Origin of the sequence: Nocardioides pocheonensis (assembly GCF_003725535.1) — a bacterium.
In the GTDB taxonomy this organism is placed as follows: Bacteria; Actinomycetota; Actinomycetes; order Propionibacteriales; family Nocardioidaceae; genus Marmoricola; species Marmoricola pocheonensis.
Window position 1 is genome coordinate 264,933 of the sequence record NZ_RJSF01000019.1, and the last position, 17,431, is coordinate 282,363.

The 17,431-nt window shown below is 73.0% G+C and carries 18 protein-coding genes; 6 read left to right on the forward strand and 12 right to left on the reverse strand.

All coding sequences use genetic code 11. The features are described 5' to 3' along the window. Positions 1-14 precede the first annotated feature (14 nt). From EFL26_RS07110 to soxR, 4 genes are all read right to left on the reverse strand, one after another. Positions 15-2,513, reverse strand: coding sequence for a hypothetical protein (locus EFL26_RS07110; RefSeq protein WP_123222184.1), 2,499 nt, complete (start codon positions 2,511-2,513; stop codon positions 15-17). A 174-nt stretch (positions 2,514-2,687) separates the two neighbouring features. Continuing rightward, positions 2,688-3,734 carry a 3-deoxy-7-phosphoheptulonate synthase gene (gene aroF / locus EFL26_RS07115; RefSeq protein ID WP_123222185.1) on the reverse strand — a complete coding sequence of 349 codons (1,047 nt, stop codon included), beginning with the start codon at positions 3,732-3,734 and terminating at the stop codon, positions 2,688-2,690. Positions 3,735-3,793: 59 nt separating this feature from the next. After that, positions 3,794-4,192: a DUF4190 domain-containing protein gene (locus tag EFL26_RS07120; protein WP_123222186.1), complete on the reverse strand. Its 399-nt coding sequence runs from the start codon at positions 4,190-4,192 to the stop codon at positions 3,794-3,796. A 55-nt stretch (positions 4,193-4,247) separates the two neighbouring features. Further along, positions 4,248-4,721, reverse strand: a complete 474-nt coding sequence (gene soxR, locus EFL26_RS07125) for a redox-sensitive transcriptional activator SoxR (RefSeq protein WP_123222187.1) — start codon at positions 4,719-4,721, stop codon at positions 4,248-4,250. A gap of 89 nt (positions 4,722-4,810) precedes the next feature. On the opposite strand from soxR, the gene EFL26_RS07130 reads away from it, so the two are divergent. Continuing rightward, on the forward strand, positions 4,811-5,509 hold the full coding sequence (locus EFL26_RS07130) for an SDR family NAD(P)-dependent oxidoreductase (RefSeq protein WP_123222188.1): 699 nt from the start codon (positions 4,811-4,813) through the stop codon (positions 5,507-5,509). Beyond that, entirely contained in the window at positions 5,502-6,569 is a 1,068-nt protein-coding gene (locus EFL26_RS07135; protein WP_246000060.1) for an S-adenosylmethionine:tRNA ribosyltransferase-isomerase, read from the forward strand. The genes EFL26_RS07130 and EFL26_RS07135 overlap by 8 nt, the downstream gene beginning before the upstream one ends. Here EFL26_RS07135 and EFL26_RS07140 read toward each other — a convergent pair whose 3' ends face one another. The 4 genes from EFL26_RS07140 to EFL26_RS07155 all read right to left on the reverse strand — a co-directional run bounded on the left by EFL26_RS07140 (position 6,570) and on the right by EFL26_RS07155 (position 9,487). After that, positions 6,570-6,893 carry a DUF4190 domain-containing protein gene (locus EFL26_RS07140; RefSeq protein ID WP_123222189.1) on the reverse strand — a complete coding sequence of 108 codons (324 nt, stop codon included), beginning with the start codon at positions 6,891-6,893 and terminating at the stop codon, positions 6,570-6,572. 145 nt (positions 6,894-7,038) lie between these two features. Further along, the gene (locus tag EFL26_RS07145; RefSeq protein ID WP_246000061.1) at positions 7,039-7,947 is read right to left on the reverse strand and encodes a DMT family transporter; all 909 of its coding nucleotides are present in this window, start codon (positions 7,945-7,947) and stop codon (positions 7,039-7,041) included. After that, positions 7,944-8,813 carry a deoxyribonuclease IV gene (locus EFL26_RS07150; RefSeq protein ID WP_123222190.1) on the reverse strand — a complete coding sequence of 290 codons (870 nt, stop codon included), beginning with the start codon at positions 8,811-8,813 and terminating at the stop codon, positions 7,944-7,946. Before EFL26_RS07150 ends, EFL26_RS07145 begins: the two co-directional genes overlap by 4 nt. An 83-nt stretch (positions 8,814-8,896) precedes the next feature. Further along, positions 8,897-9,487: a TetR/AcrR family transcriptional regulator gene (locus EFL26_RS07155; RefSeq protein WP_123222191.1), complete on the reverse strand. Its 591-nt coding sequence runs from the start codon at positions 9,485-9,487 to the stop codon at positions 8,897-8,899. Between the two features lie 125 nt (positions 9,488-9,612). On the opposite strand from EFL26_RS07155, the gene EFL26_RS07160 reads away from it, so the two are divergent. After that, on the forward strand, positions 9,613-11,094 hold the full coding sequence (locus EFL26_RS07160; RefSeq protein WP_246000062.1) for an MFS transporter: 1,482 nt from the start codon (positions 9,613-9,615) through the stop codon (positions 11,092-11,094). Here EFL26_RS07160 and EFL26_RS07165 read toward each other — a convergent pair. Continuing rightward, entirely contained in the window at positions 11,091-11,882 is a 792-nt protein-coding gene (locus tag EFL26_RS07165) for a transglycosylase SLT domain-containing protein (protein ID WP_123222192.1), read from the reverse strand. The genes EFL26_RS07160 and EFL26_RS07165 overlap by 4 nt on opposite strands. A 40-nt stretch (positions 11,883-11,922) precedes the next feature. Next, positions 11,923-13,989 carry a Stk1 family PASTA domain-containing Ser/Thr kinase gene (pknB, locus tag EFL26_RS07170; RefSeq protein ID WP_246000063.1) on the reverse strand — a complete coding sequence of 689 codons (2,067 nt, stop codon included), beginning with the start codon at positions 13,987-13,989 and terminating at the stop codon, positions 11,923-11,925. A 108-nt stretch (positions 13,990-14,097) separates the two neighbouring features. On the opposite strand from pknB, the gene EFL26_RS07175 reads away from it, so the two are divergent. Further along, positions 14,098-14,487 (forward strand): Rv2175c family DNA-binding protein, encoded by a 390-nt coding sequence (locus tag EFL26_RS07175; RefSeq protein ID WP_123222194.1) that lies wholly within the window; start codon positions 14,098-14,100, stop codon positions 14,485-14,487. An 87-nt stretch (positions 14,488-14,574) separates the two neighbouring features. Then, positions 14,575-14,994 (forward strand): barstar family protein, encoded by a 420-nt coding sequence (locus tag EFL26_RS07180; RefSeq protein WP_183408073.1) that lies wholly within the window; start codon positions 14,575-14,577, stop codon positions 14,992-14,994. A 4-nt stretch (positions 14,995-14,998) separates the two neighbouring features. Here EFL26_RS07180 and EFL26_RS07185 read toward each other — a convergent pair whose 3' ends face one another. Then, positions 14,999-15,304 (reverse strand): hypothetical protein, encoded by a 306-nt coding sequence (locus EFL26_RS07185; RefSeq protein ID WP_183408074.1) that lies wholly within the window; start codon positions 15,302-15,304, stop codon positions 14,999-15,001. A gap of 7 nt (positions 15,305-15,311) precedes the next feature. Further along, on the reverse strand, positions 15,312-16,412 hold the full coding sequence (locus EFL26_RS07190) for a polyprenyl synthetase family protein (protein WP_123222196.1): 1,101 nt from the start codon (positions 16,410-16,412) through the stop codon (positions 15,312-15,314). 32 nt (positions 16,413-16,444) lie between these two features. Between EFL26_RS07190 and metF the strand changes: the two genes are divergently transcribed. Then, positions 16,445-17,335 carry a methylenetetrahydrofolate reductase [NAD(P)H] gene (gene metF, locus EFL26_RS07195; protein ID WP_123222197.1) on the forward strand — a complete coding sequence of 297 codons (891 nt, stop codon included), beginning with the start codon at positions 16,445-16,447 and terminating at the stop codon, positions 17,333-17,335. Positions 17,336-17,431: the final 96 nt, after the last annotated feature.

A 17,431-nucleotide genomic window follows, 5' to 3' on the forward strand; every position in this document is an offset into this window, starting at 1 on the left:
GCACGAGGACGTGGCTACTTCACCCTGACGGAGGCCTCGTTCGACGGTGCGCTCTCGCCCCCGGGACCGACCGCGGTCACCCGGTAGTACCAGGTGCCCGAGGTGACGCTCGAGTCGGTCGTGGTCGTGCCGGAGACGCCTGACCGGTAGAGCGTCTCGCCTCCGCTCGTCGAGCCCCGGTAGATGTTGTAGGTGGCACCGCTGCCGCTCCAGGAGAGCGTGACCCGCTTGCCCCGCGCTGCCGCCACCAGGTTGGTCGGTGCAGGTGGCGCGGTCGCCGTCACGGTGACCGTCGCGGCGCCGTGGACGGAGCCCAGCGTCGCGGTCACGCTGCCCGACCCCGTGGTCGAGCTGGATGCGGTGAACGTCGTGCTCGCCCCGGTGGACGGGGAGAGCGTTCCGGGGGCGGTCGTGGTCCAAGTTGCGCTCGAGACGCCGACCGGGTTCCCGAACTGGTCGCTGCCACTGGCGGTGAAGAGCTGGCTGCCGCCGAGGGCCAGGGTCGCACCGGAGGGCGAGACCGTGAGGGTGCTGAGCGGCGCCGCGGTCACGGTCTCGGCCTGGGTGGCTCCGGTGAGCCCCACGGCCGACGCCGACAGGGTGGGCGTCCCGGCCCGGGTGTCGCGGTAGGAGAAGTCCGGGGTCACCGTCGCGCCGGCGGGGATCGTGAGGACCAGCGTGCTGGTCCACGCGCCGCCGACGGGCGCGAACTGTCCACCGGAGGAGCTCGAGCCCAGCGTGACCTGGACGGGCCCGGGCTGTGCCGCGGAGACGCCGATCCGCATCGGGGCCGACGACGCGCCGGCGACGAGCGTCTGGGGAGCGGTGGCGAAGGAGAGCGCCGCTGTCGCCGGTGCGGAGGGGGTGACCGCGAACAGCCACGTGCGCCAGGACGTCGTCGACGTGCTGCCGCCGGCGAGGTCGTACTGGTTCCCCAGCCAGACCCGCCCGACGCTGCCGCCGCCGGCTGCCGGGTCGGGGCTGGCCGCGGAGTAGTCGCCCCACCGGCAGGGGGCGGTGCTGCTGCAGCTGAAGTCGACGTTCGCGCCACCGGCCTGGACGAGGTTGCTGAGCGCCGACTGCGCACCGCTGCCCGACTTGGAGACGAACTGGATGGCCGGGAAGGTGCTCGCCGACGAGGTGCTGACGCTCATCGCCATGCTGTTGCCGTGGGACCCCGTGCTGCCGTCGTCCGCGCGGTCCGGCGAGATCGCGCCGTTCCAGGCGAACAGCGACGCGCTCCCGGCGACGCCGGACTGGAGCAGCGACCCTGCTGCCGGATCGACCTCGTACCACCGCTCCTCGGCGCCGGCGCCGCCGTACACGGCATGGGCGGTCCAGAGCGCGACTGCGTTGCCGTGGTCGGGGTCGACCGCCGCCACCGCGGCCTCGAAGCGCCCGTCGAGCGTGTCGAGCAGGTAGGAGCTGCCCTGCTGGGAGGCGTTGGCCGGGATCCGGTACGTCGGCACGGCCACCGACCTGGGTGCCCCGAACGCGGGGACCGGGATGCCGTTGGCGTCCGTGCCGTTCGTGGTGACCGTGTACGTGGTCACGTAGTCAGCCGACGGGGCGACGGTCAGGTCAGCGTTCGCGACGACGTACCCGGTGCCTGCGGCGTTGTCGACGAGGTTCGCGGGCACCGGCGTGGCGGCCAGGCTCCCGTCGGCGTTGTGCAGCACGCCCGAGTAGTGCACGGCGAAGAGGCCGGCCGACGCGCAGGTCGTGCCGGCCGGAGGCTTGTTGAGGCTCGCGAACCAGGATCCGGTGTAGGTGCTGCCTGCCGACGTGAAGTCGTTGTAGCCGAAGATCAGGAAGTCCTTCGAGTCGCCGAGCTTGGGGTAGTCCGGGAAGTCGGTGCCGAAGCTCAGCGTGTACTGGCAGAAGTCGGCGGAGCTCGCCGGCGTGGCCGTCTTGCTCCACCCGACCGCCAGCCCGTTGTCGGTCATGGAGAGCGAGTCGTAGTAGAGGGCCACGTAGTAGAACCGCTGGGTCGTCGCGTCCCACATCATCTGCGGGTCGCTGAGCGAGTAGCCGAAGAGTCCGCCGGGGACGGCCGTGAGCGCGCTGAGCGAGCCGCTGTTCAGCACCGACCCGGACCGGTTGTAGATCGCGTAGCTGGTGTTGACCGTCTCGATGTAGCGGTCCGGCCCGATGGCTCCGGTGGTGTCCGGCGGCGTCAGGCCGGACTGGTAGGTGCCGGCGAAGCTCGGCGACACGTTCGGGTACGTCGTGACCACCGGCGCGGTCGATGCCGCCTGGGCCGAGCCACCTCCGACACCGGCTCGTCGGTTCGCGGCGGCCTTCGCCTGGGCGAACGCCCGCGCGTGGAGCGGGAGGTAGCCGTGGCCCATCGATGCCCCGCCACCGTGGGTCGGTCGCAGGTTGCTCGCCGGCTGCAACGTGGAGGAGGGGCCACTCGACGGGTCTCCGGCCGCCGCGGCACCTGCCCCGGGAGCGGACAGACCGGCGAGCACCACCAGACCGACGAGAGCCAGAACGATTCGCTTGTGCATGCCACGTCCCCCATCCCCGGGGCCACGGTCGACGGCACGACCTGCGGCTGGATCCGAGTCTGGGAGCAGGGCGGGGCGGTCGGCAACCCTGGACGCCCGCACGCCGCGTGGCGGTGCCCCGACGAGCGTGACGGTGGGGCGCGGGCGGTCTCTGCGGGCTAGACCGCGCGCCGGTCAGCCGCGGATGCGCTCCCGCGCGTCGACCCGGCCGAGCACCGGCGGCAGCTGGCGGACGGCCTGGGCGAGCGCGCGCAGGTCGGCCCCGAAGAGGGCCTGCGGACCGTCGCACAGGGCGTGCTCGGGGTCGGGGTGGACGTCGACGATGACGCCGTCGGCGCCCGCACCCATCGCCGCCCGCGAGAGGGGGAGCACCAGGTCGCGCCGGCCCCCGGCGTGGGAGGGGTCGACGATCACCGGCAGGTGGCTGGTCGACTGCACGATCGGGACAGCGGAGATGTCGAGGGTGTTGCGCGTGCGGGGCTCGAAGGTGCGGATGCCGCGCTCGCACAGGACCACGTCGAGGTTGCCGCGCTGGGCGACGTACTCGGCGGCCATCAGCCACTCCTCGATGGTCGCGGTCATCCCGCGCTTGAGCAGCACCGGCTTGCCGGCCTCGCCGGCGGCCTGGAGCAGGCCGAAGTTGGCCATGTTCCGGGTGCCGATCTGGAGCATGTCGGCGTACTCGGCCACGACGGCGACGTCGCGCGCGTCGACGACCTCGGTCACGACCGGGAGCCCGGTGGTCTCGCGCACGTCGGCGAGGATCTCGAGGCCGCGGACGCCCAGGCCCTGGAACGCGTACGGCGAGGTGCGCGGCTTGAACGCACCGCCGCGCAGCAGGGTCGCGCCGGCCGCGCGAGCCATCTCGGCGGCCTCGAGCGTCTGCGTGGGCGTCTCGACGGCGCACGGACCGGCGATGAAGGTGAACGTGTCGGGACCGATCGGCACCTGGTGCCCCTTCGGCCCGACCCAGACGGTGGAGCGGTCCGGGTGGTGCTGACGGCTGACCAGCTTGAACGGGTCGGAGATCCGGTGCACGTCCGCCACGCCCGGCATGGTGCGCAGGTTGAGGCCGTGGAACGACTCGATGTCACCGACCAGCCCGATGATGGTGCGCACCACGCCGCGGCTCACGAACGCCTGCCCGCCGACGCTCTCGACGCGCTCGGCGACGTGCGCGATCTGCTCGTCGGTGGCGTCGGGCGCCATCACCACAACCATGAGCGGACCCTAGATCCAGCGTCCACGTTGCGGACGGCTGTTTCGCGGGTCGAGACCGCTCAGTCGCAGGACTGGAACGTCGAGGTGTCGCTCTGCACGGTGTCGCAGGACTGCGAGAAGCCGTTCGACACCACCGCTCCGAGCGCGAAGAGGCCGAGGAAGAGCAGCAGCGCCAGGGCTCCCAGCACCGTGCCCACGATGCCGAGCACGAAACCGGCCTGGGCCATGCCGCGGCCGCCGAGCCGGCCCTGTGCGTCGTCGATCTCCCGCATCGCCTTCCGGCCGACGACGATCGCCGGCACCGCGGTGAAGGGTCCGCACATCACCACCCCGAGGATGCCCAGGACGAGCGCCGTGACCGCGTTGCCGGAGCTGGCCGGCGGGCCGGGCGTCGCCGGACCGCCGGCGTACGGGGACGACGGGGGAGGGGGCGGCGGGTTCGGCGGCAGCTCGGACATGGTTCCTCCCGGATCGGCTCCCGGGAGTATGACAGCGGCAGTGGGCCCGAGGGGGCTAGCGCGCGGACGGCGGCCGACGCAGCACCGCCGGCAGGTACGCCGCTCCGGGTGCGGCCGTGCTGGCCGCAGCGCTGTCCTGGGCGTTGGCCAGCGCGCAGTGCCTGAGCGACAGGCACCCGCAGCCGATGCAGCTGTCGAAGCCGTCACGCAACCGTTCGAGAGCCGCGATCTGCTCGTCGAGCCGGCGGCGCCAATGGGTCGAGATCCGGTGCCAGTCCGACTTGGTCGGGGTCCGCCCGCTGGGAAGGCGGCCCAGCTCCTCGCGGATCTCGCTCAGCGAGAGGCCGATGTTGCTGGCCGCCCGGATGAACGCGAGCCGGCGGAGCACCCCGCGCTGGTAGCGGCGCCGGCCGCCCTCACTGCGGGTCGCGTCGATCAGGCCCTGGTCCTCGTAGTAGCGCAACGCGGACGCGGCGAAGCCGCTGCGACGCGCGACCTCGGTGACGCTGAGCAGGTCGTGGGTGTCCATCGGCGGCCGGGTCCTTCTCTGATCCTTGACTTCAAGTTCACTTGAACTTGAAGACTGGCAGACAGAACGCAACCGATCAAGGAGAAGTCATGCCAGTAGCACTTGTCACCGGAGGGTCGGCCGGACTCGGACGCGCGTTGACCCGATCCCTGGCGGAGGACGGGTGGCGGGTGGTCGTCGACGGCCGCGACCCGCAGCGGCTGGCCTCCGTCGCCGACCACCCGAACGTCGTCGCCGTCCGTGGTGACCTGGTCGACGAGTGGCACCGCGGAGCGCTGTGCGCCGCCGTCGACCGCGAGGGACGGCTCGACCTGCTGGTGCACAACGCCAGCACGCTCGGTCCGACGCCGCTGGGTCGTCTCGACCAGGCGGCGACCGAGGACCTGCTCGACGTGTGGCGCACCAACCTCGCCGCCCCGCACGCCCTCACGAGCGACCTCCTCCCGGCGCTCGTCGCCGCGCGCGGCGTGCTCGTGTCGGTCTCCTCCGACGCGGCCGTCGAGCACTACCCGACGTGGGGCCTGTACGGCGCCTCGAAGGCGGCACTCGACCACCTCACGCTCACCTTCGGTGAGGAGAACCCCGACCTCGCCGCCTACGCCGTCGACCCCGGCGACATGCGCACGCAGATGCACCAGGACGCCTTCCCCGGCGAGGACATCTCCGACCGGCCCCTGCCGGAGTCGGTGGTCCCGCGCCTGCGTGCCCTGATCGCGGCACGACCGCCCTCGGGCCGCTACCGCGCCGCCGACGTCGACGTACCGGCGCTCGAGACGGTGGGTGCCTGACGTGCGCATCCTCGAGGAACGCTCCACGATCCACTTCGAGCCGGCCCCGGACGCCGTGGCCCCGGCCCCGGCCGAGGCCCGCGGGCTGTCGCGCGAGGACGTGCGGTTGCTCGTCGCCTCACCGGAGGGTCTCGTGCACGGCCGGTTCCGCGACCTGCCCGACCACCTCCGTGCCGGCGACCTCGTCGTGGTCAACGACTCCGCGACGATCCCCGGTGAGGTCGACGCCGAGAGTGCCACACGCGGTCCGGTCGTCCTGCACCTGGCCACACCGCTCGACGACGGAACCTGGGTGAGCGAGGTGCGCACGCCCGGTGACGCGGCTCGCGCGATCCTCGACGCCGAGCCCGGCGACCGGTTCGACGCCGGTCCGGTCACCGTGACCCTGGTCGAGCCCTATCCGCGCACCGGCTCGTCGCCGACGGGCCGCGGCAACCGGCTGTGGCGGGCGCAGGTCGACGGCCCGCTCGAGAGTCACCTCGACCGGCACGGCCGGCCGATCGCCTACGGGTACCTCTCGCGGCGTCACCCGCTCAGCGCCTACCAGACGGTGTTCGCGACCCGGCCCGGCAGCGCCGAGATGCCGTCCGCCGGACGTCCGTTCACCCACGGCCTGGTCACGAGGCTGGTCTCCAAGGGCGTCGCGATCGCGCCGATCACCCTGCACACGGGCGTGTCCTCGCAGGAGGCAGGGGAGGCTCCGCAGCCGGAGCGGTTCGCCGTGCCGGCCGCGACCGCGCGGCTGGTCAACGCCGTCCGTGCCGGTGGCGGACGCGTCGTCGCCGTCGGTACGACGGTGACGCGAGCGCTGGAGTCGGCGGTGGCCGAGGACGGGACGGTCGTGGCCCGCCGCGGCTGGACGGACCGCGTGGTGACGCCCGCGGACCCGCCCCGGGTGGTCGCCGGCCTGGTCACCGGCTGGCACGACCCGATGGCCTCGCACCTGCTCCTGGTCGAGGCGGTCGCCGGGCGTGAGCTCGCCCAGCGGGCGTACGAGGCGGCCGTCGCGCAGGAGTACCTCTGGCACGAGTTCGGCGACGCCGCCCTGCTGCTGCCCTGATCAGGCCGAGCTGAGGTGGAACGTCCCGCCGAAGGCGAAGACCAGGGCCACGACCAGCGCGCCGAGGACCATCAGCCCGACCTCGATCCAGCCGAGCACGACGCCGGCGGAGGCGAGCCCGCGACCCGTGATCATGCCGCCGGACGCGTCGATCTCGCGCTGCGCCGACCGGCCGACGATGATCGCCGGGATCGCCGCGAGCGGGCCGCACGAGACGATGCCGAGGATGCCGAGCACGAGCGCGGCGACGGCCTTTCCGGAGCTCGTCGGCGCGCCGCCGTACGGCGCGGCCGGGGGCGGCGGGGGAGGCGGGAAGTCGGTCACCCGCGCACAGTAGCGGGTTCGGGTCTCGACCCGGCGTCGCGGGTTCGCGAGCTCACCCGCGGGCCGCTCCTCGGATCGAGCTTGCCGAAATCGACCTCCTCGCGTCGAGCCGGCGCTCGTCCGTCGCGCCGCCTCGGCTCGGACGTCAGACCGCGATGTGGGTGACCTCCGCCTCGATCCGCCGGCGGGGCAGGAGCTCGACGACCAGCATCGCGGTCAGCACCATCGCACCGCCCAGGAGCATTCGCGCGGTGACCGACTCTCCGCCGAGGAGCACCGCGAAGAAGGCTGCGAACACCGGCTCCATGCTCATGATGATCGCCGACCGGGTCGGCGGCAGGTGGGCCTGCGCCCAGGTCTGGCCGAGCAGGGCCGCGGCTCCGGCGAACAGTGCCATGTAGGCCACGGCGAGCCAGTCGCCGACCCGGTGGGGGAGGACGATCCCACCGGGCGCCGCTGCGGCCAGGCAGATCACGGTGATCACCAGGCACTGCACGATCGACATGCCGATCGCGTCGGCCGGCCGTGACCAGGCGCCGAGGCCGACGATGTGCAGGGCGTAGAGGATCGCGGCGACCAGGGTCAGGGCCTCGCCGTAGCCCACGCTGAACCCGTCGAGCGTGAGCACGGCCAGCCCGGCCACCGCGAGCAGGACGGCACCCCAGGTCAGCGCGTTGATGCGGGTGTGCAGGATCGCGGCGGCGAGCAGGGGCGTGCAGACGACGTACATGCCGGTGATGAACCCGGACACGCTCGCCGGCGTGTGGGCGAGCCCGACGGTCTGGAGGATCTGGGCGATGCCGTAGAGCAGGCCGAGCACGATCGCGTGCCGGCGCAGCTCGGGGGACAGCCGGCTGACCGCCCGGGGTGCGAGGGCGAGCATCGCGAGGCTCGCGATCGCGAACCGGACCGCGAGGAAGTCGACCGCGGGCACCCGGTCCAGCAAGTCGTGGATGAGGAAGAACGTGGAGCCCCAGCAGGCCGTCATCGCGAGCAGGGTGAAGGTCGCCAGCAGCGCGAGCCGGCCCTCGCGCGCCGCAGTCGTCGACGTCACCGGTCGCGCAGCTTCTTCAGCAGCGGCACGCAGGTGCCCGGGACGCCGCCGTCACCGGAGCCGGGCGTCTCCGCGACGAACGGCACGCCCTCGGTCGCGGCGTGGGCGAGCAGCTCGACGAACGCGTCCTCGCCGATCCGGCCCTCACCGATCCGCTCGTGCCGGTCGCGCAGGGAGCCGCGGGGGTCCTTGGAGTCGTTGGCGTGGACCAGCCGGAGCCGGTCGGCGCCGGCGATCTCGACCAGCCGGTCGAGCGTGCGCGTCGCACCGCCCGGCTCGTCCAACGGGGCCCCTGCCGCGAAGACGTGGCAGGTGTCCAGGCAGATGCCGACCCTCGGGTGGCGGTCGAGCACGTCCAGATACGGTCCGAGGTCCTCGACGCCCCCGCACAACGACCGGCCCTGGCCGGCGGTCGGCTCGAGCAGCAGCCAGGGGCCGTCGTCGGGGAGTCGGTCGAGGACCGGGAGCAGGCCCTCGCGCACCTGCCGGAGCGCCGCGTCGACGGCGCCGTCCTCGACGCACGACCCGGTGTGCACGACCACGCCCTCGGCGCCCAGGCGGGCGGCTCGTGCCAGGTTGTGCGCGATCGACGCGACCGAGCGCTCGTACGTCGCCGGCGTCGGCGAGCCGAGGTTCACCAGGTACGGCGTGTGCACGAACGCGCGCACGCCGCGGTCGGCGCACGTGCGCGCGAACTCCTCGTCGACGGCCGGATCGCCCTCGCTCAGCGCCCAGCCGCGGGGGTTGCCGACGAAGACCTGCACCGCCTCTGCGCCGATCTCCTCCGCGGTGCGCAGCGCCCCGGCGACGAGTCCCTTTCCGACGAAGACGTGGGACCCGACCGGCCGGGTGATCGCGCTGGGCACCGAGCCAGCCTACGAGCCCGACGCGGGCCGCCCGCGCGGCGGGCGGCGATCACGTCAGCAGGTGCCAGGTCAGCAGGTACCGGTCAGGAGGTGCGCAGGCCGTCCATGACGACCTTGAGGATGCGGCGCTGCTGCTCGCGGTCGAAGTTCGGCATCATCGTGCAGCCGCCGACCAGCCGGATGACGTCCGGGGCGCTGACGTCGCTGCGGACCTGTCCGGCCTCCTGGGCCCGGCCGACCATGGTCTCGGCGGCTCCGGTGAGCACCGCGCGCGAGTGCGTCATCAGCTCGGAGTCGCGACCTGTCGCCTCGATGAGCTCGTGGAAGATGTGCTTCTTCGTCGCCGCGTAGTCGGCGAAGACCTCGAGCCACAGCTCGAGCGCCTCGACCGGGGTGTGGCCGGGGACCAGCCGCTCGGTCGCCTTCTGCAGCCCGTCGACCTCCTCGCGGTAGACCGCCTCGAGCAGGTCCAGCCGGGTGGGGAAGTGCCGGTACAGCGTGCCGATGCCCACGCCGGCCGCCTTGGCGATCTGCTCGAGCGAGACCTCGGCGTCGGGGGAGGCCGCGAGGAACACCTCGCGGGCCGCCTCGACCAGGCGGGCACGGTTGCGGGCCGCGTCGGCACGGAGCTTCGGAGCCTCGGCGACGGCGTCGCGGCGAGCGGTCTCGGTCATCGGAGCATTAATCCCTTGATAAGCGGAGGGGGCCTCCGTATATTAAGTGGAGGCGCCCTCCAGATCATACCTTCTCGTGGAACGGAAGACATCTCGTGTCCGACCAACTTATCGCCGAGGCCCCCGTGGCTGAAGCCTCCATCCCGGTCCGCTCCCTGCGACCCCTGCGACCCAGGCGGCGTCCCGAGCGGCCCCGCCTGGTGCTGGCCACGATCCTCACCGCCCAGCTGATGGTGGTGCTCGACATGAGCATCGTGAACGTGGCCCTCCCGCAGATGCAGCGTGCCCTGGACTTCACGCCCACCGGGCTGTCCTGGGTGCTCAACGCCTACAGCCTCGCCTTCGGCGGGCTCCTCCTCCTCGGTGCCCGCAGCGGCGACCTCCTGGGCCGGCGGCCGACCTTCCTGGCCGGGATCACGCTGTTCACCCTCGCCTCGCTCGCCGGCGGGTTCGCGACGACCGGCGCGGCGCTCGTGGCCGCGCGGGTGATCCAGGGTCTCGGCGCGGCGTTCGCCGCTCCCGCGACCCTGTCGCTGCTCACCACGATGTTCCCCGAGGGCCGCGAGCGCACCCGTGCCCTCGGCCTCTACACCGCCGTGTCGATCGGCGGCGCGTCGTTCGGCATGGTCGTCGGCGGCATCCTCACCGAGATCGCCAGCTGGCGCTGGGTGATGTGGGTGAACGTCCCGATCGGGCTGGTCGTCGCGACCACCGCCTGGCTCGCCGTCCCGCACACGCCGCGCCGCCATGGACGCTTCGACCTCGCCGGTGCGATCACCTCGACCCTGGGCGTCTCCGGCCTGGTCTACGGGTTCGTGCACGCGGCCAGCGACGGCTGGGGCGACTCGGTCACCCTGGTCTCGATCGCGCTCGGCGTGGCCCTGCTGGCCGCGTTCATCACGATCGAGCGCAGTGCCGAGGAGCCGATCACGCCGCTGTCGCTGTTCGCCAGCCGGATCCGCAGCGGCGCGCTGCTGGCCAGGATGTTCCTGATCGCCGGGGCGATGGGTGCGTTCTTCTTCCTCACCCAGTACCTCCAGGACGTGCTCGACCTGAGCCCGGTCCGGGCCGGCCTGGCGTTCCTGCCGCTGACCGCGATGCTCTTCGTCGCCTCGCAGGCCGCGTCGCGCGTGCTGGTCGAGCGGTTCGGTGAGCGGATCGTGCTGGTCGTCGGTGCCTCGCTGACCACGCTGTCGCTGCTCTGGCTGACCCGGCTCGACGCCGGCAGCGGGTACACCGACGTGCTGCTGTCGCTGGTCGTGCTCGGCCTGGGCAACGGGTTGGCGTTCGTCCCCCTGACCTCCTCGGCCCTGCACGGCGTCCAGCCGCACGAGGCCGGGGCGGCGTCGGGGCTCGTGAACGTCGCCCAGCAGCTGGGCTCGGCCCTCGGGCTGGCCGGCCTGGTGACCGTCTCGGGGCACGCCAGCCGGTCGGTCGACCTGGCGCCCGGTCTCGGCGCGGTCGCCCGGGCGCATGAGACGTTCCTGTCCGGAGCGCATGCGGCCTTCCAGGCGGCCACCGTGATGCTGGTCGTCACGCTGGTCCTGGTCACCTTCGTGATCCGGCGCGAGCAGGTGCCGGCCGAGGTGACCGTGGACCGCGGCTAGCCGCGCTCGGCGGCCAGCCGGTCCCGGATCGCCAGCACATTGGCGACGTAGGGCCGGCTGCCCGGGGCGATGCCGTGCCGGCGGACGGCGCCCAGGCCCTGGTAGTACGCCGCGACCGCCCTGCGGGTGCTCCTCGTCTCGTCGAGGAGCACCCGCAGCAGCGTCACCCCGGCCCTGATGTTGTCGTGGGTCTCGCGAAGGTCGAGCGGCCTCCCGGCGTACAGGGACATCCACAGGCCGGTCGCCGGCAGCACCTGCATCACCCCGAGCGCGCCGGCCGCCGAGGTCACCGGCTGGTGCCAGCCCGACTCCTGCCAGGCCACGGCCTGCGCCAGCGCGACCGGTACGCCGCGGCGCTGAGCCTCGCGCCGGACCGCCTCCCGCACCTGGTCGCGGCTCATCCGCCAGTGCCGCCAGCCCTGCGTGGCCGGGTCCGCCGCCGGGGGCGCAACCGGTGCCGCCTGCGCGGCGGGTGCCTTCGCCTTCGGGAGCGCCGAGACCACGACCGGGATCCGCACCCTCTCCCCGACGCGCAGGGTGCCGGCCCGGTCGAGGTGGTTCAGCGCGACCAGCTCCCGGGTCCAGGCGTGGTAGCGGGTGGCGAGCCCGGTGGCGGTGTCGCCGGGCCGCACCACGTGGCCGACCAGCAGCCGGTCGGGGTGGCCGGGCCACGGCCGCCCGCGTGCGTCGGCCGGCGCCACGTCGGCCAGCACGGCGACGGGACCGGCGGCGAGGGCGGCCAGCGCGGTCAGCGCCGCGAGGCGGGGAGGGCGCGCACGGAGAGCCATGCGACGTCCGTTACCCGTGTGACGGATGTGCAAACAGGGGTCACACGATGCTGAGCGTCACCGTGCTGCCCTGAGGGGCCATCGAACCCTCGGACGGGTCGGACCCCACGACGTAGTTCGCGCCGACGTAGAGCGGGTTCTGCGTCACCGCGACCTGGAAGCCGAGGTCCTCGAGGGCCTGCTTCGCGTCGTCGACCTTCATGCCGTTGACGTGGGGCACCGCCACGAGCGCCGGTCCCTTGGACACGACCAGCCGGATCACGTCGTTCTTGAAGCCGGTGCCGGAGCTGGGGCTCTGCGAGATCACGCGTCCGGCCGGGACCGTGTCGTTGTTCTGGTCGTCGCGCTGGACCTGGAAGCCGAGGGCGGACAGGGCCGTGACCGCCTTGTCGCCGTTGCGGCCCGTCCAGTCCGGGATCTTGATCGGCTTCTGGCCCTTGCTCACGATCACGTTGACCGCGGCGTCGCGCCGCAGCGGCGTGCCCGGCGCCGGGTCGGTGTTGATCACCTGGCCCTGCGGCACCTTGTCGCTGAACTTCTCGATCGCCTGCCCGAACCCGAGCGAGGCGGTCTGGAGGAGGGCCTGGGCCTCGTCGAGCGTCTTGCCGCGCACGTCGGGCACGTCGTGGCGCTCCGGTCCGAGCGAGATCACTGCGGTCACGGTCCCCTGCTTGCGGATCCGGTCGCCGGCGCCGGGATCGGTGCTGATCACCGACCCCTTGGCGACGATCTCGGAGTAGTCCTCCTTGCCGGTGCGGAACGTGAGCCCGGCCTTCTCGACCTTGGCCTTGGCGTCGGCCGCCGACATGTTGATCACCGCCGGCGTGTGCGTGTAGCGGGCGACGCCGAGGTACCAGCCGCCGAGGCCGACGAGCAGCGCCAGGGCGAGCACGCTGACCAGCAGGATCGGCCCGCGGCGCGAGCGCCGGGGAGCGGGTCGGGGACGGTCCGGCCCGGTCACCACGGGCGGCGGGCTCGCCGGCGGCTGCGGTGGTGTGGCCGCGGTGCGGGTCGCGGGCACGACGGGCATCCGGCTGACCGGCGTGGTGACCTCGAAGTCGGGGTCGAAGACCTCGACCGGGGCCGATCGCACCGGTGCCGGGCGAGGTGCCGACGCCTGGTGGGTGTCGCGGGGGATGAAGAGCTCGCCGGTGCCCGTGTCGTCCAGGTCGTGCAGCCGGGCGTCGCTGCCCGGGCCGGGGCGCAGGTCGGCGGTCAGGTCGGGGTCGTCGCGGACCCCGTGGTCGAGGGCCTGTCGCACGCGGCGGACCTGGTGCAGCAGCACCCGGGCGTCCGTGGGGCGCAGGTCCTTGTCGCGTGCGGTGGCGCGCGCGACCAGCGCGTCGACGTACGCCGGCAGGCCGGGGACGCGCAGCGACGGAGCCGGGATGTCCTCGTGCACGTGCTTGTAGGCGACCTGGATCGGGCTGTCGGCCTGGTGCGGCTTCTGGCCGGTGAGCATCTCGTAGAGGAGCACGCCGGTGGCGTACACGTCGGAGCGCGCGTCGGCCTTGCCGTCCACGACCAGCTCGGGGGACAGGTAGGAGACCGTGCCGATCAGCACGCCGCCGGTCGCGGTGTGCTGGGTCTCGGCGTTGATCGCGCGCGCGAGCCCGAAGTCGGCGACCTTCACCCGACCGTCGTCGGCCAGCAGCACGTTCTCGGGCTTGACGTCGCGATGGATCATGCCGGCGCCGTGCGCGGCGGCGAGGGCGGCGAGCACCGGCTCGAGCAGCCCCAGCGCCTTGCCGGGGTCCATCGGCGCTTCCTTGCGGATGAGGTCGCGCAGGGTCAGGCCCGGGACGTACTCCATGACCAGGAAGAGCGTGCCGGCGTCGTCGCCGGTGTCGAACACGGCGACGACGTTGTGGTGAGAGAGGCGGGCCGCCGAGCGGGCCTCGCGCTCGAAGCGGGCGACGAACTCGGGGTCGTCGCCGAGGCCGGCGTGCATGATCTTGACCGCCACGGTGCGGTCGAGCCGGAGGTCGGTGGCCTGGTAGACGGTGGCCATGCCGCCGCGCGCGATCCGCGGGCCGACGCGATACCTGCCGTCGAGGATGCGGCCGATGAGCGGGTCGTCGGCACGACCCGTGTCAGTGCGCTCCACAACGTCCTCCAAGGCCGGATCGGGGGGGAAGGTCCCGATCTGGGGTCCGAGTCTAGAGGGGAGAGGGCCCGAATCGCGGGACCGTGACGCGGCTGGCAGCATGGGTGCGTGACCGAGAACACCCGCCGCGACGCGTCCGCCGACCCCACGGATCTGGGCGACCTGATCCCCGAGTGGCTGGACTGGAAGGCCACCGCCGTTGCTCTCGGCGTCTCGGTGAACAAGGTCCGCCAGCTGATCCGCGAGCACCACCTCGCCGCCGCGGTGCCCCGCGAGGGCGCCGGCCAGCAGGTCCCGGCGGAGCTGATCATGGACGGCCAGATCGTCAAGGGGGTCCCCGGCCTGCTCACGCTGCTGCACGACGGCATGTACGACGACCGCGAGATCCTGGCGTGGCTGTTCACGCCGGACGACTCGCTGCCCGGCCGCCCGATCGACGCGCTCCGGGAGAACCGCGGATCGGAGGTCAAGCGCCGCGCCCAGGCGATGGCGCTCTGACCGGCTCGCCCGCTTGGTGACCTTCGGGTCTTGCCACCCGGCCGCTCGCGGGCTAGGAACGAGGTACCCGTCAGCGAGGAGAGATCTGTGAGCGGACTTGCCGGACTGCTCGCCGGGCACCACCCGGCCGGCGTCTACCAGTGGCACGCGGCGTTCAGCCCGGATGACGTGCGCCGGACCGTCGAGCATGCGGGCGCGCGGTTCGCCTACGTCGACGGCTGGACCCACCAGGAGAAGGACGAGCTGGTCGAGGCCTTCGCCGAGGCGCTGGGCGTGCCCGGCGCCACCGGGAGCGACTTCGACGAGGCCCTGTCCGCGTGCCTGCGCACGGTCGACGCCGACCAGCTCGTGCTGCTCTGGGACGGCTGGGGGCCGTTGGCCCGCTCCGACCGGGCGTCCTTCGACGTCGCGGCCGACCTCCTGGCCGCCCGCGCCTCGAACGGCCCGGTGACCGTGCTGCTGCGTGGAGAGGGTCCCGAGATCGACGTACCGTCGCTGGACGGCTGACCGCCTACGCGTCCGACTCGCGGTGGCGTCGCCTCGGCGCCGCCGGCAGCTCGACCGGCGTGACCGGCGCGCGCGTCGGCGCGTCGTCGAGCCAGCCGTCGTGCGCGTCGAGCAGCAGCTCGAGCGCGACCACCGGGGCGTCGGTCGCGATCGCCCAGGGCTGGTCCTCGTCGTCGTCCTCGCCCGCGAACCGCTCCCGGGTGATCGTCACCGTGTAGCCGTCCGCGCGCAGGCGCCGCTCGATCGCGAGGGCGGCCTGCTCGTCGAAGACGATGCCCCGGGCGGCGCCGGGGTCGAGTGGTGCGTCCACGGCGCGCTCACACGGTGCGCTGCGTGGCCGCGGCGGCCAGCTGGCGCAGGGCGGTGCGGGCCTCCTCGCGGATGGCTGCCGCATCGAGCGCGGCCAGCGCCCGCTCGGTCAGCGCGACGATCACCTGCTCCAGCTGGTCGTGGGCGCCGCTGGCGTCGATCAGCCGGCGCAGGTCACCGACCTCCTCGGGCGTCAACGGCTTGCCCAGGCTGGTGTCCAGGTGCTCGCGGTCCGACGGCGAGAGGCCGTCGAGGGCGAGCGCGATCAGCACGGTCCGCTTCCCCTCGCTCAGGTCGTCACCGGCCGGCTTGCCGGTCACCTCGGGGTCGCCGAAGACCCCGAGGAGGTCGTCTCGCAGCTGGAAGGCCTCGCCCAATGGCAGGCCGAACCGGCTGAGCTCGGCGATGGTCCGGCCGTCAGCGCCGGCCAGGGCTGCGCCGATGTGCAGCGGCCGCTCGATGGAGTACTTCGCCGACTTGTAGCGGACGACGTTCATCGCGGTGTCGACGTCGCTGGTGCCGCGCGCCTGCGCCGACACGTCGAGGAACTGACCGGTCACCACCTCGCTGCGCGTGAGGTCGAAGTAGCCGAGCGCCTCGAGGACCCGTGGTGCCGCCAGGCCGCTCGTGCGGAGCAGCTCGTCGGACCAGGAGAGGAGGAGGTCGCCGAGCAGGATCGCCGCGGCCGCGCCGTACTGCTCGGCGCTCGCCGACCAGCGCCGCTCCCGGTGGAGCGCCTCGAAGGCGCGGTGGGTGGCCGGCCGCCCCCGGCGTACGTCGGAGGCGTCCATCACGTCGTCGTGCACTAGCGCGCTCGCGTGCAGCAATTCCAGCGAGGCGCAGGCCTTGAGCAGGCCGACCCGGTCGTCCGGCTCGGCGACGGCGAGGTGCCCCCACCAGCAGAACGACGCCCGGAAGCGCTTGCCTCCGCTCACGCTGGTGCGGGCGTGCTCGACGAGGCGGGCGGCGTCCTCACCGAGCTCGGCGAGCCAGGCGGACTGCTGGTCGACGAACTCGCGCAGGGTCTGCTCGATGCCCGTGCGGAACTCCGCCGGATCCCACGACGGCGCCTCGTTCGTGCCCGTCGTGTCTTCCTGAGACTCGCTCACCGGGCGAGCGTAGCCCCCGTATTCTCGGCGCCATGGGTACGGGATCGACGTCGAGCATTGCTGCCCTGCTGGCGCGGGGTGAGCGCTCCTTCTCCTTCGAGTTCTTCCCTCCGAAGGACGCCGCCGGGGAGGAGATCCTCTGGCGCTCGATCAGCGAGCTCGAGGAGCTGCGGCCCACGTTCGTCTCCGTGACGTACGGCGCCGGCGGCTCGACGCGCGACCGGACCATCGAGATCACGGGGCGGATCGCCCGGGAGACGTCGATGACCCCGATGGCCCACCTCACCTGCGTGGGCCACACCGTCGAGGAGATCGACCAGATCCTCGACTCGCTCGCCGCCGCCGGCGTGCGCAACGTGCTGGCCCTGCGCGGCGACCCGGTCGGTGGGCCGGGCACGCCGTGGGTGCCGACTCCGGGTGGCGTGGACTACGCGGCCGACCTGGTGGCCCTGGTCCGGAGGCGCGAGCAGTTCGCCGTGGGCGTGGCCGTCTTCCCCGAGGGGCACCGCGACTGCGCCGACCTCGAGCAGGACGTGCGCGTGATGCGGGCGAAGTACGACGCCGGTGCGGAGTTCGCGATCACCGAGATGGTGCTGCGCGCGTCGGACTACCTCGCGCTCGTCGAGCGCTCCCGCGCCGCGGGCATCGACATCCCGATCATCCCCGGCATCATGCCGATCCTGAACCTCAACTCCATGCGCAAGATGGTCGAGCTCTCCGGCCGGGAGATGCCCGCCGAGGTGCTGCGCCGGATCGAGCCGCTGGCCGACGACCCCGAGGCGGTCCGCGCCGAGGGCATCCGGATCGCCACCGAGCTGTGCGACGAGCTGCTCGCCGGCGGCGCGCCGGGCCTGCACTTCTACACGCTGAACCGTTCGAAGGCCACGCGGGAGATCTACACGTCCTTGGCCTGCCACGCTTGACGGTTGGCGTTTCGGCCCGCGAGTACGTGGTACTCGTCGTCGGACGTGCTCGGCGCGACATCACGCCCTTCTACACACCCCTGAGCAGCGGAAGCA

Bases quoted from the DNA above. Each gene is read 5' to 3' on its own strand.
- EFL26_RS07165 (WP_123222192.1), bottom strand. From the start codon at position 11,882: ATGGCTCTCCGTGCGCGCCCTCCCCGCCTCGCGGCGCTGACCGCGCTG.
- EFL26_RS07110 (WP_123222184.1), bottom strand. From the start codon at position 2,513: ATGCACAAGCGAATCGTTCTGGCTCTCGTCGGTCTGGTGGTGCTCGCC.
- metF (WP_123222197.1), top strand. From the start codon at position 16,445: ATGGGTACGGGATCGACGTCGAGCATTGCTGCCCTGCTGGCGCGGGGT.
- aroF (WP_123222185.1), bottom strand. From the start codon at position 3,734: ATGGTTGTGGTGATGGCGCCCGACGCCACCGACGAGCAGATCGCGCAC.
- EFL26_RS07130 (WP_123222188.1), top strand. From the start codon at position 4,811: ATGCCAGTAGCACTTGTCACCGGAGGGTCGGCCGGACTCGGACGCGCG.
- EFL26_RS07120 (WP_123222186.1), bottom strand. From the start codon at position 4,192: ATGTCCGAGCTGCCGCCGAACCCGCCGCCCCCTCCCCCGTCGTCCCCG.
- soxR (WP_123222187.1), bottom strand. From the start codon at position 4,721: ATGGACACCCACGACCTGCTCAGCGTCACCGAGGTCGCGCGTCGCAGC.
- EFL26_RS07155 (WP_123222191.1), bottom strand. From the start codon at position 9,487: ATGACCGAGACCGCTCGCCGCGACGCCGTCGCCGAGGCTCCGAAGCTC.